The organism is Streptomyces sp. 8K308, assembly GCF_004348315.1.
Classification (GTDB): Bacteria; Actinomycetota; Actinomycetes; order Streptomycetales; family Streptomycetaceae; genus Streptomyces.
The window spans coordinates 1-14,429 of the sequence record NZ_SMKC01000170.1; the positions used below are offsets into that span (position 1 = coordinate 1).

The following is a 14,429-nucleotide window of genomic DNA, read 5'->3' on the forward strand; positions in this document are numbered from 1 at the left end:
CACCGACGCCGCCGCCCCGCCCGGCTACCCCAGTCAGGCCGATCGCCGGGCCGCAGCCCGCCCAAGGCCCACGGGCGACGTGCGCCGGGGTGGTCGCGACGCTGGCGCTGCTCCTGGCGACGCTGTACATCGTCTTCCATGTTGTGTCCTCCTCGTGGCGCAGCGTCGGCGACGCTCTGGGCTCGTTCCTCTCGGGCACAGACAACGAGGTGGTGGGCGCCGACTACACGCCGCCCACCACTGCGCGGGGGCAGGCGGAGGACCTGGACGCACTGCTGACCTGGAACACCGGAACCCGCGACACGGTCGCCGAGGCCGTCCAGTCCTTGCTGGCCTGCCCCGACGTCCCGCCTGACCAGTTGGCGGAGGCGAAGGAGACCTTCATGGAAGCTGCCGACGACCGAACGACGCGCCTGGAGTCCCTCGACGCGCTCGCCCTCGACGAGCTTGCCGACGGCGACGGGTTGGAGCGCGCCCTCCGCGAGGCATGGGGCGCATCGGCCGAAGCCGACCGAGCGTATGCTCGGCTCGCCGACGAGGCGTCGTGCGATCAGGCCCTGACCGCCTCCCCTCACTGGGCGGAGGCCGAGGAGGCCAACGAGCGGGCCACCGCGGCCAAGACGGAGTTCGTCGAGGCGTGGAGCCCCATCGCCGAGGAGTACGACCTGACCGTCCTCTCCTGGGACGACGTGTGATGACGCCTTCCGGCGATTCGTCAGGCCGGCCCTTCGCCCGCCTCTCGCTTGAGCGCGTCCGGCTCGTGGACCAGCAGGCGCAACCGCCCCGTCGCCAGCCACCCCTGGCCACGCCACTGCTCCAGGATCCGACTGACGGTGCGCCGCGAGGAGAGCACGAGGCCGGCCAAGTCGTCCTGGGAGAGCGGCAACGTGATCTCCACCCCGCCCGCCGCGGCGGCCCGCCCGTACCGGTGGCCGAGGTCGAGCAGCAGGGCCGCCAGTCGCCGCCTGGTGTCCTCGCCCCCGGCTGCGACGCCACGCCGGTCTGCCTGGCGCAGCCGCTCCGACTGAACGCGCCGCAGCGCTCGGGCGATCGACGGGTCGGTCTTCATCAGGCCCTCGAACGCCCGCAGCGGCAGAGACAGTGCGCTGACGTAGGTGAGCGCGACCACGGACGCCGAACGCGGTCGGCCATCAGCTCCGGCCTGTTCGCCCAGCAGGTCACCGACGCCGCGCAGGGCCAGCACGGCCTCGTAACCGTCGCTGGTAGATGCCGTGACCTTCACGCATCCTCGCTCGATCACCAGCAGATGATCGGTGACGTCGTACTCCTTGAGCAGCGTCGCCCCCACGTCGAATCCCTCGCGCCCGCCGACACGCGCCAGGCTCTCTCGCGCCGGCCGTTCCAGCAACGACCAGAAGGTCATGTGCACGCCACTCGTTTACCCGCCCGCCCGTTCGACCTAACGCCGCCAGTCCCGGCTCATCGTAGCCAGCCGGCGGGAGACGCCCCGCGGCCTCCCGGGCGGGACGGCGCGCCACCACGAGAGGCTCCGGGCACGCGAACCCCGGAGCGGGAAGGGATGCGGCCCCATGGAGACACGAGAGCCCCGACCCGAGCCGACCGCCGCTCAACCGTCGTCCGTGCCCGGGGTGATGGCCGGCGAACGCCTGCTGGCCGAGATGCGTGAGGAGATCGGTCGGTCGGACAACAAGGCGTCGATTCTCATCGGCGCGGTCGGGGTGTGTAGCGGCGTGATCGCGAGCGGCGCTCATGTGCCCGGCGCGGCCTGGGCCGCCTTCCTGTGGTGGGCCGGCTGCGCCGGCTGGGTGGTCGCCCTGGCCTTCCTGCTGGTGGCCACCTTCCCCCGCTACCGGCGGAGCCGATGGCAGCGTGACCAGCCCGTCACCTACTTCCTCGACGTCCGCCGCGCCGCGCGGACCGGCCAGCTGCCTGAGGCCCTTCGGAACACCGAGGCCGACCCGCTCGCCGGCCTCACCATCGCCCTCGACAACACCAGCGCCATCATCACCGCCAAACACCGCTGCATCCGCGCCGGCCTCACCGCCTGGGCCCTCGGCGCGGCCTGCCTGGTGACGGCCCTGGCATCAGGTTGAACGGTCCGGGGAGTGAGTGCGGGCGGCTCGTCCGGCCGGTCCTCCGCCAGGGACTTCTCGGCCAGCTTGGGGAGAGTGGCCTTCTCGCGCGGTCCTGGGCACGTCGTCTGCTTCTTCGGAGCGGTGACAGCATCGTCGCCGGCGTGCGGGGCGGGCACGCTCACGGCGGCGAGAGCCAGAGGAGGGGGCGGTTCGTCCGCCGGGACGGGGCGGGTAACTCGACAGTTCCTCGCTCCGGGGAGCCGCTACGAGTGCGGCGAGTGACCGCTCCCCCGCTTCCTCCGAGTCGTCCTCGATGTCGACACCGAAGTCCGTCGCCAGGCCGGCGAGGCCACTGTCATAGCCCTGCCTGATCGCGCGAAACTCCCACGCCTCGCCACGGCGGTACAGCTCCACGAATGACCACGCTCACCGAGTCGATGTCGTCGCTGCCGAAGCGAGCAGACTCTCACCGGACGCGTCGGCCAACGACAGCCGCAGGTACTCCAACCTTCCCCTCCGCGGTCGGCGTCTTGCCCGGCAGTTGCACACTGCTGTCCGGCCGTGTCGCGCATCGACCACTTCGGCGCCTTTCGGCCGAGATTCCGCTCAACCTGACCCGACGTGGTGCGCCCATGGTGTGAAGGTGATGAAGCCACGTCACTCCGGCCGCGTGTGGTCGGGCGCCCACGCGGCGGCGGCCCGCCCGGCGCCCACGGCCCGCTGTCACACCGCCGCGTCGAGCCGTGCTTCGGCCGGTGTGGTGGTCTGTCTGCGGACCGCGCGGGCGGAGCGGAGGAGGGTTCCGGGGCGCATCAGCGTCCTCGCCGGGGACCGCATGTGCGCCACCGCGAGGAAGCGGCGGTGTATCACCGGGTCGGTCACCGAGGCCCGGACGATGAGGTCGCTGAGGCGGGAGGCGACCTTGAATCCCCGGGGGCGTGGTCCGGTGACGTGCGGCAGTTTCAGGTCGTTGAGGGCGGACGTCTGCCACGCGTCATCCACGACGGCGCGGACCTGTTTGAAGTACGACCAGGCCGGATCGCGCGGGGAGCGTCCGGACCCGAGGTAGGACTCCAGGCACGAGGCGTGCATCGTGGCCGATGACATGCCCTGGCCGTAGATGGGGTTGAACGAGGCCATGGTGTCGCCGACCGCGACGAGTCCGGCGGGGAACCGGTCGAGCAGGTGGAAGTCGCGCCGTCGGTTGTCCGGGTGCCGGTAGGTCACCGGCTCGCCGATCGGCTCGGCGTCCTCGGCGAGTTGACGGAACGGTGCCGCCGGGTCCTGCGCGCAGCGCAGCAGGAACTCGTCGATGCCGTGTGCCGGGCGGTCGTCCGCGTACCCGGCCACCAGGACGATCCACAGGTCTCCCTCGACCCGGCCGAGGGTGCCGAGCCGCAACCGGCCGTCCGGCATGGCCGCGAGGGACTGCGCCAGCGTCGCGCCGTGCGGCCCCTCGGGGCGGCGGAACAGCGCGGTGGCGTAGCCGAGGTCCACGTGCATGCGCCGCATCGGCGGCTCGGGCCAGCCCGCCTCGGTCAGCCAGGCGCCGATCCGGCTGGCGCGGCCGGTCGCGTCGACGACCAGGTCGGCGGCCAGGACGTCCTCGCCGCCCGCGCCCGCGTACCGCACCCCGCTCACCCGGTCGCCGGTGAAGGTCAGCCCCCGCACGCGGCCGTTGACCAGCCGCAGGTTGTCGAGCGCCAGCGTGCGGCGGCGGAGGTGCGCCTCAAGGAAGGGACGGGTGGCGCTGACCATCTCCACGCCGCCGACCAGCACCTTGCGCCGGCCGTCGAGGTAACTGTGCACGTCCGTCCCGGTGTCCGCGAGCGCGGCTCCCCCGGCGACGAGTTCGGCGGAGAATCCGGGGAACCACTGGTCGATCCGCCGGCGGCCCGCGTCCAACAGCGCGTGCATCTGGGTGCCTTGCGGGACACCAGGCCGAGGATCCCGGCCGCCCCCGAACGCGCCGGCGAGGGCGACGTCGTCCCGTTCGAGGACGACCACCTCGTCCGCGTGGTCGCTGAGCACCCGCGCGGCCAACAGCCCCGCGATGCTGCCCCCGAGTACGGCGGCCCTGCGCATCTCCACCTCCTGTTAGCGGCTTCCGCGCACTGCCGCTGCGACCGCCCCGGAAGGGGAGCGGCGGAGAACATGGTGAACTTTCGGCCCTCACCTGAACCGACCATCCGCGCACCCGCTCTGTACATTTCTGGATCGTCCGACCCCCACGAAGGAAGGACCGTGCGATGAGCACGTCCCACGGAACGCCGTCCGACGCGGCCGCCGCGCCGAAGCGGACCCAACTGGTCGGTGGCACGTCACCCGACGTCGACGCCTGGCGAGGGATGCTGCGCGACTGCCTGATCAGACTCGACGCGATCCCGATCGGCGGCACGGGGGACGGCGACGGCTACACGGGCTGGCTGCGCCAGCTCGACCTGGGATGCCTGACGCTGACCGACGTCGGCTCCGACCCGGTGCGGGTGGTGCGCGCGCCCAGGATGCTCGTCGGCAACCAGGACGACTTCTACCTGCTCTCGATGGCCCTGGAGGACAGCGCGTCGCACTGTGGAGACGTCCAGTCCCAGCTGGGTCGCGGGGACGCGGTCCTGCTGGACAGCACGGCGCCCTTCCAGCTGAGCGCCGCCGAGCGCGCCCACCACCTGGTGCTGACGCTGCCTCGTGCGGACGTGGCACGGGTCCTGCCGGCCAGCAGGGAACGCGTGGGGCGCCGCATCGCCGCCCAGAATCCGGTGCTGCGCGTGCTGCGGGCCACGCTCGCGGAGGTGCACGCCGGCGGCGAGCGGTTCGATCCGGGGTTACTGCCGGAACTCGGCTACGTGCTGCGTGAGTTGCTCTTCTCCGTGCTGCGGTCCGACGAGCTCACCGACCAGGCGGGGGTGAACGGGCTCCTCGGTCACCACGCCCAACTCCTGCGCATGCGGGACTTCATACAGCGGCACATCGCCGATCCCGAGCTCTCCGCGAAGGTGGTGGCGGCGGCGTTCGGGGTCTCCGTGCGCTACGTCGAGCTCGTCTTCCGGGAAAGCGGCACGTCACCGGCCAGGTACATTCGTCAGACCCGCATGGAGGAGGCTCGCAGGAGCCTGGCGAGCCCGCAGCGACGACAGCGCCCGATCGCCGCGATCGCCCGGTCCGTCGGCATCGAGAACCCAACCGTCTTCGCCCGCATGTTCCGCCACTTCTACGACGTGACGCCCAGCGACTACCGGCGGTCCCAGGCCGGCGGGGAGCACCGCGGCCGGTCCGGGGGGTAGGCGGTCCCCCGAGACGACCGGCGCGCAACGGGCGTGCGGCGGGCGCGCAGGCGGCAAACCCCCGTTCGGGAATCGACGACTCCGTGTTCGTGAATCGTGGACATCGGCGCGCCGGGGTCCACCATCCTGGGCGCCGATGTCGCACGGGGTGTCCCAGCCCATGCTCCGGTTGTCCACCGCTCAGGGGATTTCGACTTGCAGTCCGAACCACCGCACGACGCCGAGGCAGCCCCCACCGTGAGTTCACCCGCGCCGCCCGACTGGCGGGGGCCCGAGGCCCCGTCGCACGCCGGTGGACGCGCGAGGCGTGGCCGGGCCAGGCAGCGCGCGGCCCGCCGGGGCCCGCTCCGGCCGCGTGGACGTCGGGGGCCCTGGTCGATCAGGGCCCGCGTCCTCGTCCTGGTGCTCATCCCGAGCCTGGCCCTGACGGCGCTGTGGGGCACGTACACGGTCGCCGGGTTCAACGAGGCACTCGACCTGCGGCAGACCGTGCGGGACGTGGAGGCGGTGGGGGTCAACGGCGTGACCGCGATGGTGGCGCTCCAGGAGGAGCGTCGGCTGTCGATGATCTACCTGTCCCAGCCGGAGGCGGACCGGGAGGCGCTTGAGCAGCAGCGCGCGGACACCGACCAGAAGCTCGCCGCGATGAGCGTGGCCGCGGAGCCGGTGGTCGAGAACAACCCGCCGGCCCTCCAGGAGATCTTCGGGCGGATCAGCCAGGGCTTCGCGATGCTGCCGGACTTCCGGCAGCAGGTCGACGCCAGGGCCGTGAACCACGCCGAGGCGTACGAGTTCTACACCGGCGCCGTGAGCACCGGCATGACGTACTTCGAGGCCGAGGCCCGGCTGACCAACGACTCCGAGGCGCTCAACGAGGGGACGACCGCTGCGGACCTGTTCCGCGCGCTGGAGAGCCTCGCCCGGCAGAACGCGGTGCTGTCCGCCGGCCTCTCGTCGCCCGACGGCATGTCGGCCGCCGAGCAGCGGCAACTCACCGGGCTCGTCGGCGTGCAGCGGGAGCAGTGGGGCGTGGTGGCGCCGGCGCTTCGGGGGGCGCAGGCGGAGAACTACCAGGCGATCACCGCGGGCCCCGAGTGGTCGACGCTGGTCGACGCCGAGGACTCGGCCGTGCTGTCCGGTCGGATCTCGCCCGCCTTCGAGGAGTGGCAGGCCTCGATGCTCCAGGTGGCGGCGAGCATGCAGCAGCTCACCCTGAACCAGGTGGACTTCGCGGTCGGCTTCGCCAACGACCGGGTCGACGACCTGATGACCTCCGTGATCCTGACCAGCGTGGGAGCCCTGCTGGCCATCGCGCTGGCCGTGTTGATCTCCGTGCTGGTGTCCCGGGCGCTGATCCGGCGGCTCCGGGAGCTCCGCAGGGCGACGCTGCGGCTTGCCGAGGAGCGGCTGCCCGCCATCATCGGCCGGCTACAGCAGGGCGACAAGGTCGAACTCGCCGAGGCCGTCCCCGAGATCGAGCAGGGCTCGGACGAGATCGGGCAGGTCGCCGGCGCGTTCGCCACGGCGCAGCGCATCGCCGTGCGCGCGGCGATCGAGCAGGCCGAGACCCGCGAGGGCATCAGCCGGGTTTTCCTCAACCTCGCGCAGCGCAGCCAGGGCCTGGTGCACCGTCAGCTCGCGCTGCTCGACACGCTGGAGCGCGGTAACGAGGAGGACCCCGATCTGCTCGCCGAGTTGTTCCGGGTGGACCACCTCGCCACGCGGATGCGGCGCAACTCCGAGAACCTGTCCATCCTCGGCGGCGCGATGCCCGCCCGCCGCTGGCGTCGTCCGGTGCGGTTGACCGAGATCCTGCGCGCGGCGGCCGCCCAGACCGAGGACTACTCCCGGGTCAAGCTGGCCGGGATACCCGAGGTCACGCTCGCCGGCCCGGTGGCCGGCGACATGATGCACCTGCTCTCCGAACTGGTCGAGAACGCGACGACGTTCGCGCCGCCGCACACGAGCGTGCTGATCCGCGCCGAGGTCGTGCCCAAGGGGCTCGGGATCGAGATCGAGGACCGCGGCATCGGCATGGCCGAGGAGGTGCGCGAGCAGGCCAACCGTCTGCTGGCGGCGGCGCCCGAGTTCAACGTCATGGGCTTCACGGAGGACACCCGTCTCGGCCTGTTCGTCGTCGCGCGGCTGGCGGCCCGCCACAACATCTCGATCACCCTGCGCCCCTCACCCTACGGGGGGACCTCGGCCATCGTGCTGGCCCCGACGGACCTCCTCGAGGAGGTCGAGCCCGACGCCCAACACCCGGACCGCGCCGAGGCGATGGTCGGGACGGCGGCACCGGTGGCGGGCGGCACGCGGCCTTCGACGGGCTCGCCCGCGTGGACACGCGACGCCGGACAGCCCGCGACGCCACCGTCCTGGGAGACGACGCGACCGCGTGCGGAGGCGGTGGCGACGCTGCCCCGCCGGGAGGAGCCGCGCTTGCCCGACAACGTCGCGCCGCTGCGCGACGACCCCCCGGAGCCGGTGTCCCAGGAACCGCGGAAGCGCGCGCCGAAGCAGCTGCCGCGCCGGGTGCGCCAGGCAAGCATGCAACCGCAACTGCTCCATCCCGCGACCCCGGCGCCCGAGGCGGCCCCCCGGGAGCGGTCGGCCGAGGAGGCGCGCCGCCTGATGTCGACGTACCAGCGCCAGTCGTACCGGGGGCGTGCCGACGCGGAGCGGGAACCTGATGGCAGACAAGACGACGTGGCCGGAGACTGGCCGACCCGAGAAGGGCAGTGGGACCCGCGATGACGCAGATGCCGAAACAGGTCACCGACCTCAACTGGATGCTGGACGACCTCGTGCGTCGGGTTCCCAGGACGAGGCACGCCCTCGTGTTGTCGGCCGACGGCCTGGTGATCGCCCACTCGCACGACCTCGGCCGCGAGGAGGCCGAGCACATCTCGGCCGTCGCCTCCGGTTTCCAGAGCCTGGCCAAGGGCTTCGGGCTGCGCTTCGGCGGCGGGCCCGTGCGGCAGACGATCGTCGAGCTGGAGAGCCTCTTCCTGTTCGTGACGGGCGCGGGACAAGGCGCCTGCCTCGCCATCCTCGGTGAGGCCGACATCGACGTCGGCCTCGTGGCCTACGAGATGAACCTGATCGTCAAGCGGGTCGGTGACTACCTCGCCGCGGCGCCGCGGCAGGCAGCAGCGGTCTCGCCGTCGTCCTCCTGAGGGGAGGCCCCATGTCCGGACCGGAGGAATCATGGTGGGACGTGGACGCTGGCCCCATCGTGCGCTCGTTCGCGAGAACCGGCGGCCGGACCCGGCCGAGCCGTGACGAGTTCAACCTCATCACCCTGATCGTCGCCACGCATCCCGACACCGCGCGGCCCGGTCTCGAGCCGGAGCACATCGGGATCCTGCGCATGTGCGCGGGCGGCCCGCTCTCCGTCGCCGAGATCTCCGCTCGGCTGGACATGACCGTGACAGTGACCAAGGTCCTGCTCGGAGACCTACTCGACATGGGGGCCATCCAGACCCGCGCGCCGATCGCGCTGGCGGAGGCCCCGGACATCCAGCTTCTTCAGGCGGTGCTCGATGGAATTCGCAGGCTATGAGCCGTATCCCGGTCCCGGCGGTCTCCCGACGGCGGTCAAGATCCTGATCGCCGGCGGGTTCGGCGCCGGGAAGACCACCATGGTCGGTTCCGTCAGCGAGATCTCCCCGCTGCGGACCGAGGAGGTGATCACCAAGACGAGCGAGGGCGTGGACGACCTCAGCGGGGTGGAGGGGAAGACCACCACGACCGTGGCCATGGACTTCGGCCGGATCACGATCAGCCGGGACCTGGTGCTCTACCTCTTCGGCACCCCGGGGCAGCACCGTTTCTGGTTCATGTGGGACGAGTTGGCCCTCGGCGCGCTCGGGGCCATCGTGCTGGCCGACACCCGGCGGCTCGAGGACTCCTTCCCCGCCGTCGACTACTTCGAGCACCGCGGCACCTCGTTCGTCGTGGCGGTCAACCGCTTCCACGGCACCTGCGACTACGACACCGACGAGGTGCGCCAGGCGCTCGACCTCGACCCGCGCGTGCCGGTGGTGATGTGCGACGCGCGCTCCCGCGAGTCCAGCAAGCTCGCCCTGATCACCCTCCTCGAACACACCATGGCGACGCGGATGTCGGCCGTTCGCTGACAACGGCCGCCCGCCCTTCGAGACGGGGGATCCACACCAGGCAAGGCTGCCTTGCCCTGCGTGACGGTGATCCCGGGAAAGGCCGGCCCGGTGACCGGGCCGAGGGCGTCCGGGCCGGCTGTCGTGGCACGGCTGTCGTCGACGACGCCTCGGTCCGGCTGACCGCCGGGCGGGTGACCGTGCGCGAGGTGGGCGAGCACGGCCGGCATCCGCACCGCCCGCGGTGGGGTTCCGCCGACAGGCGGGGCGCCGCGATCGTCGGGCGGATCATGGGGATGTGCGGCATCACCGGACTCGCGCCACGGCCCGTGGACAGTCTGTCCGGCGGCCGGCTCCAACGCGTCTGGCTGGCGAGCCGCCTGGCCCAGGGAACCCCGCACGTCCTGGGCCTGAACGTGCCACTGGCCCGGTTCGCCCTCCTCGGCGGCGGCGTCGTGCTGACCGGGACGGCCGTCGCCGCGATCGGCGCGGTCGGCTTCGTCAGGCTCGTCGCGCCACACGCCGCGCGCACGCTGCTCGGCCGGCGCCACCGCTGGGTGATCCCCGCCTCGGCGCTGATCGGCGGCACACTCGTGGTCCTCGCCGACCTCCCGGGGCGGAGCGTCATCGCCCCCGACCAGCTACCCGCGGGGCTGCTCACCGCCGTCATCGGCGCGCCGTACTTCCTCTGGCTCCTCCACCGCGCCCGCGGGTAGCGCCGGGTGGCCCGGGAGGCGCACGTGCTGGGTACCGCGTTGGACGGCGTAGAGCCTGGCGTGGCCGCTGGCGTCGTTGGTCTGGTGGAGATGAGCGGGCTCCGGGGTCCGCTGGTCGGCCACCGCGTCGCCCTTGGGGGTCACGGGGTGCGGCCCACGTAGACGTGCTGGGTGCCGTGCTGCGTGGCGTTGATGACGCCGTGGCCGGAGGCCCGGTTGGTCATCTGGTAGTGGGTGCCGGCGCCCTCCGCGGCGGGTGCCGGCGCGTGACCGGCGGCGGCCGGCTCCTCCGGCGGGGGCGACGCCGCCCGGTGGCCCGGCAGGTGGAGCCAGGCGTCGGCGGTGAACTCCTTGGCGGTGACGGAGACTCGCCTGAAGTCCTCCGGATCGATGCCGGGGTAGCCGTGCCGCACCGTCTCGTCGTGGAAGTGCCGGGAGACCAGCAACGCCACGGGCACGCTCGGCGGGGCCTCGGCCAGCGCGGCGCGCGCCCGGGGGGCGTCGAGGAGGCGGGCCAGGGTCTCGAGCGCGCCGCCGGCGACCTCGCCGTCCGGGCCGAGCCGGACGTCGCCGGCGTGCAGCGCCATCCGGACGCGGACGCGGGTCAGTTCGCCGGCCGTCCGGTTGTGGGCGCGCAGCCGGGCGGCGAGTTCGGGCACGAAGGGGTGGATCAGCCGGGCCTTCCACGTGCCGGCTGGCACGGTCACGCGCAGGCCGTCCCCCAGGTCGTGGCGGAGGCACGCGTCCCAGTCGACCCCGCTCAGCGCGAGGGCCTCGCGCACCGACCGCGCCAGCACCTCGCGGATCGTCAGCAGGGCCTCGTTGCCGCGCCCCGCCGAGCCCTCGATGTCCAGCGCCACCATGGCTCGGTACTCCACCTGTTCCCCCTCACGACGACACGTCAGGCGTACACCTCCCACTGTGCCTCGATCGAGTCGCGAAGAACCCGTCGGAATACGGGGTTTCTCTGTGAGAGACCCGGCGCGCGGGGGCTCGGGGGCGCACACTGCTTCCTGGAGAAGGGGGTCATGGTGGACGACCGCGCACCACGGCGTGGGAGCGAGCGGCCGCGGCCGCGCGCGGTGCGGGACTGGCCGGCGCCGAGCCTGCTCGGCGGGCTGGCCGCGGACGCCCGCGACCGGCTGCTCTCGCTGGGCACCCTGGCGAGCTATCCGGCCGATCACGTCCTCATGTGGGAGTCGGACCGGACCGACCAACACGTGTTCGTCCTGCTCCGCGGGGTGGTGAAGGTGACCGCCCGCACCCAGGACCACCGGGACGCGCTCCTCGCCGTCCGGATGGGCGGCGACCTGGTCGGCGAGCTCGCGGCCGTGGACGGGCTTCCCCGCTCGGCGACGGTCACCACCTGCGGCCGGGTCGCCGCGCGCCGGGTGGCCAGGAGCGCCTTCCTCGACCTGCTGCGGAACGACGCCACCGTCGCGCACGCCGTGCACGAGTCGATCGTCGCGAAGCTGCGGGTCGCCAACGCCCACCGCGTCGACTTCACCGGGTGCGACGTCGCCACCCGGCTGGCCAGGGTGCTCCACCAGATCGCCCTGACCTACGGGGAGCGCGCCGGCGCCGGGGCGGTGATCCGCTGGCCGATCACCCAGCCGGAGTTGGCGTCCCTGTCGGGGGCGGCGGAGCCCAGCGTGCACAAGGCGCTGCGCCGGCTCCGCGAGTCGGGCGTGGTGAGCACGGGCTACCGCACCATCCGGATCGAGGACCTGGCGCTGCTCGGCTCGCTCGCCTTCGCCGAGCGGTGAGGACGACGTCATGGCGAACGGAGTCATGGCAAGGGGACCGATGCCGTCGTTTGACGGGTTTTCCTGACGGAACGATCGCTAGCCTGACGGAGCTGTCGGCCAGGCACGACCAGCGGAACGGGGGCAACCATGGATTCAACGGACGCGGCGGATTCGGCGGGCACGGCGGAGCCGGACGAGCGCCGCGCGGTGTACCGGATCGACATCGGGGGGAACGCCGACGGGCCGGTGGTCGCCGGCGACTACAACGTCGTGATCGACGCCCGGCACGGGTCGACCGTGACCCTGCTGCGCGAGGGCGAACGGCCGCGCCCGGTGCGCCGGGAGCGGGTCGAGCTGCTGCCTCGGCCGCAGGACGTCCCGCTGGGCAGGGACGCCGAACTGGCGTTGCTGGCCCAGACGGTGCCGCGCGGCGGCCCGGTGCAGTTGTGGGGACCGCCGGGCGTCGGCAAGAGCACACTGCTGCGCCACGCGGCGCACACGCTGCCGCCAGGGCCGGACGGCGTGCTGTTCCTGTCGGCGGCCCACCGCGAGGTGGCTGACCTGGCCCACGAACTGTTCAGCGCGTGCTACGACGCGGCCGGCTACGCCCCGACGGGCACCGAGTCAAAGCGGCTGATGGCCGAGGTGGCGGTCACGGTGTACGTCGACAACGTCGAGTGGACCGCCGAGCAGCTGCGCGAGTTCATGGACGCGGCACCGAAGGCGACCTTCGTGTTCGCGAGTCGTGACCGGTCGCTGCTTGGCGAGGGCGTGGCGTTGGAGATCGGGGGGTTGCAACGCCACGCCGCGCTCAGCCTGTTGGGCCGCGAGCTCGGCCGGTCCCTCGGAGAGGGCGACCAGGCGGCCGTCAAACTGTGCCGGGCGGCGGGCGGGCGTCCCCTGCCGCTACTGCGCGCGGCGGCCCTGGCGCGTACCGATCCCTCGGGCGCGGTGGTGCTGCCCCGGCCGGGCGCGGTCGCGGACCTCGTCCCGCTGCTCCTCGACCAGCTCGACGCGGGGACGACCGACGCGCTACGGCTCCTGGCGACGCTGCGGGACGCCGAGGTCGACCCCGTGCACGTCGGCGCGTTGACGGACGTGGCGGACCCGGCGGCCCTGTGCCGGCGCCTGGCGGAGCTCGGTCTGGTCGAGAGCACGGAGCTCGGCTTCCGGGCCGCTCCCGACGTCAAGCCGGCGCTGCGGCGCCGGAACCAGGGGCCGTTCTCCATCACCCGGCTGTGCGAGCACCTGGCCCGGTGGGCGACGGATCCGGGGACGACGCCGGAGCAGGTCGCCGGCCACGCGCGGGCGTTCGAGGTCGCGGCCGAGCTGGCGGAACGCACCGGGCACCCGGAACTCGCGGTCCGGGTCACGTGGGCTGCCTCCCCCGCGCTCGCGCGGTCACTGCGGTTCGGCGCGTGGGGTCGGCTGCTCGGGCTCGGGCGGGACGCCGCGCGGCGGACGAACGACGACCGGGCCAGGGCGTACTTCACGCACGAGGCGGGCGTGCGCGCCCTGCTGACCGGCCGCCGGGTCCTCGCCGGCGTGCTGCTCGCGGAGGCGGTGGCGCTGTGGCGGCTGCTGGGCGACGACGGCGGCGCCGGCGCGGCGGCCGGCGCGCAGCAGTTCGCGCCCCCGCCACCGCCGAATGCGCCGGTTGATCCGGAGCCGCTGGACGCGCTGCCGGACTCCCCGCCGGAGACACCGCCCGACGCCTGGGGCGACGTCGATCCCGGCGGCCTGGACGGCGGGGGGGCCGGGCCGGGCGGCGACGCCCCGGGCCCGGACGCATCGGGCTGGGACGTGGTCGACCCACTGCCTCCGCAGCCACAGCCGGCGCAGCCGCAGCCCGACTGCGTTCTGGGACCCGACCCCGCGGCCGACCCCGGCACCGGCTCCGAGTCGGCGGCCGACGCGGCCAACCACATGGTGTCCCACGTCCCGGACCAGGCGAGCGGGGCCGCGCAGGCGGCCTCGACTGCGCCGCCACCGCCCATGGCCCCGCCGCCCGGCGTGTCGGAGGCCGCGCTGGGCGGCGCCACGAGCGCGACGGCGGCCTCGGCCGCCACCGGCATCCTCGCGGCCGTCGCCGCGGCCGCCGCCCTCGCCATCGGCGGCCTCGTCGTCGCCCAGCAGTCGGACTCCGACGAGCAGCCGGCCGCCGGCGGCCTCGCCGGCACCTGGCAGGACGACCAGGGCGGCGTGACCGAGTTCGTCGAGGCCGGTTCCGGCACCTACTCCGTGACGGGGGTGGACCTCTGCGGGGAGGCCTACACCACCGAGTTCACCGAGAACGGCGGCAGCTACCGCGCGACCGTGCCGATCTACGACGTCACGACCGGCTCGTGCGGGCAGGTCATCGGCGAGGGCGCCCAGATCATCACCCTCGACGCCGGCGGGGACACCGCCGAGCTGCTGATGGAGGCCGTCTACCTCGACGAGGGCGCCGAGTGCTACTCCTGCGGCTCGTACACGCTGACCCGCCTGTCGGGCCCCTGACCCGCCC

General features: G+C 73.3%; 12 protein-coding genes and 2 pseudogenes. 10 read left to right on the top strand and 4 right to left on the bottom strand.

All coding sequences use genetic code 11. From position 1 onward, the window contains the following. Positions 1-695, top strand: a pseudogene (locus E1265_RS21920) (hypothetical protein); the annotation flags it as partial. A 20-nt stretch (positions 696-715) separates the two neighbouring features. On the opposite strand, the gene E1265_RS21925 reads toward E1265_RS21920, so the two are convergent. Continuing rightward, the gene (locus tag E1265_RS21925; RefSeq protein ID WP_132932521.1) at positions 716-1,384 is read right to left on the bottom strand and encodes a Crp/Fnr family transcriptional regulator; all 669 of its coding nucleotides are present in this window, start codon (positions 1,382-1,384) and stop codon (positions 716-718) included. A gap of 166 nt (positions 1,385-1,550) precedes the next feature. Between E1265_RS21925 and E1265_RS21930 the strand changes: the two genes are divergently transcribed. Further along, positions 1,551-2,075 (top strand): Pycsar system effector family protein, encoded by a 525-nt coding sequence (locus E1265_RS21930; RefSeq protein ID WP_132932523.1) that lies wholly within the window; start codon positions 1,551-1,553, stop codon positions 2,073-2,075. Here the strand turns inward: E1265_RS21930 and E1265_RS40360 are convergent. Both E1265_RS40360 and E1265_RS21940 read right to left on the bottom strand, forming a co-directional pair. Next, on the bottom strand, positions 2,067-2,471 hold the full coding sequence (locus tag E1265_RS40360) for a TerD family protein (protein WP_132932525.1): 405 nt from the start codon (positions 2,469-2,471) through the stop codon (positions 2,067-2,069). The two genes, E1265_RS21930 and E1265_RS40360, sit on opposite strands and share 9 nt — an antisense overlap. Before the next feature lie 309 nt (positions 2,472-2,780). Then, the gene (locus E1265_RS21940; RefSeq protein ID WP_132932527.1) at positions 2,781-4,142 is read right to left on the bottom strand and encodes a hypothetical protein; all 1,362 of its coding nucleotides are present in this window, start codon (positions 4,140-4,142) and stop codon (positions 2,781-2,783) included. 164 nt (positions 4,143-4,306) lie between these two features. Between E1265_RS21940 and E1265_RS21945 the strand changes: the two genes are divergently transcribed. The 6 genes and pseudogenes from E1265_RS21945 to E1265_RS21970 form a co-directional block, all read left to right on the top strand. Beyond that, complete coding sequence (locus E1265_RS21945; RefSeq protein ID WP_132932528.1) at positions 4,307-5,338, top strand: helix-turn-helix domain-containing protein; 1,032 nt, start codon at positions 4,307-4,309, stop codon at positions 5,336-5,338. 402 nt (positions 5,339-5,740) lie between these two features. Beyond that, complete coding sequence (locus E1265_RS21950) at positions 5,741-8,095, top strand: nitrate- and nitrite sensing domain-containing protein (RefSeq protein ID WP_132932530.1); 2,355 nt, start codon at positions 5,741-5,743, stop codon at positions 8,093-8,095. Then, on the top strand, positions 8,092-8,517 hold the full coding sequence (locus tag E1265_RS21955) for a roadblock/LC7 domain-containing protein (RefSeq protein WP_132932532.1): 426 nt from the start codon (positions 8,092-8,094) through the stop codon (positions 8,515-8,517). The genes E1265_RS21950 and E1265_RS21955 overlap by 4 nt, the downstream gene beginning before the upstream one ends. A gap of 11 nt (positions 8,518-8,528) precedes the next feature. Next, positions 8,529-8,903, top strand: a complete 375-nt coding sequence (locus tag E1265_RS21960; protein WP_132932534.1) for a DUF742 domain-containing protein — start codon at positions 8,529-8,531, stop codon at positions 8,901-8,903. After that, on the top strand, positions 8,884-9,480 hold the full coding sequence (locus E1265_RS21965) for an ATP/GTP-binding protein (protein ID WP_132932536.1): 597 nt from the start codon (positions 8,884-8,886) through the stop codon (positions 9,478-9,480). Before E1265_RS21960 ends, E1265_RS21965 begins: the two co-directional genes overlap by 20 nt. 371 nt (positions 9,481-9,851) lie before the next feature. Next, positions 9,852-10,175: pseudogene (locus tag E1265_RS21970) on the top strand (iron chelate uptake ABC transporter family permease subunit); the annotation flags it as partial. Between the two features lie 140 nt (positions 10,176-10,315). Here the strand turns inward: E1265_RS21970 and E1265_RS21975 are convergent. Beyond that, complete coding sequence (locus E1265_RS21975) at positions 10,316-11,053, bottom strand: hypothetical protein (protein WP_243741002.1); 738 nt, start codon at positions 11,051-11,053, stop codon at positions 10,316-10,318. A 150-nt stretch (positions 11,054-11,203) separates the two neighbouring features. On the opposite strand from E1265_RS21975, the gene E1265_RS21980 reads away from it, so the two are divergent. Together E1265_RS21980 and E1265_RS21985 are read left to right on the top strand one after the other, a co-directional pair. Further along, on the top strand, positions 11,204-11,941 hold the full coding sequence (locus tag E1265_RS21980; RefSeq protein ID WP_132932538.1) for a Crp/Fnr family transcriptional regulator: 738 nt from the start codon (positions 11,204-11,206) through the stop codon (positions 11,939-11,941). 129 nt (positions 11,942-12,070) lie between these two features. Then, positions 12,071-14,422: an ATP-binding protein gene (locus E1265_RS21985; RefSeq protein WP_243741003.1), complete on the top strand. Its 2,352-nt coding sequence runs from the start codon at positions 12,071-12,073 to the stop codon at positions 14,420-14,422. Positions 14,423-14,429 lie beyond the last annotated feature (7 nt).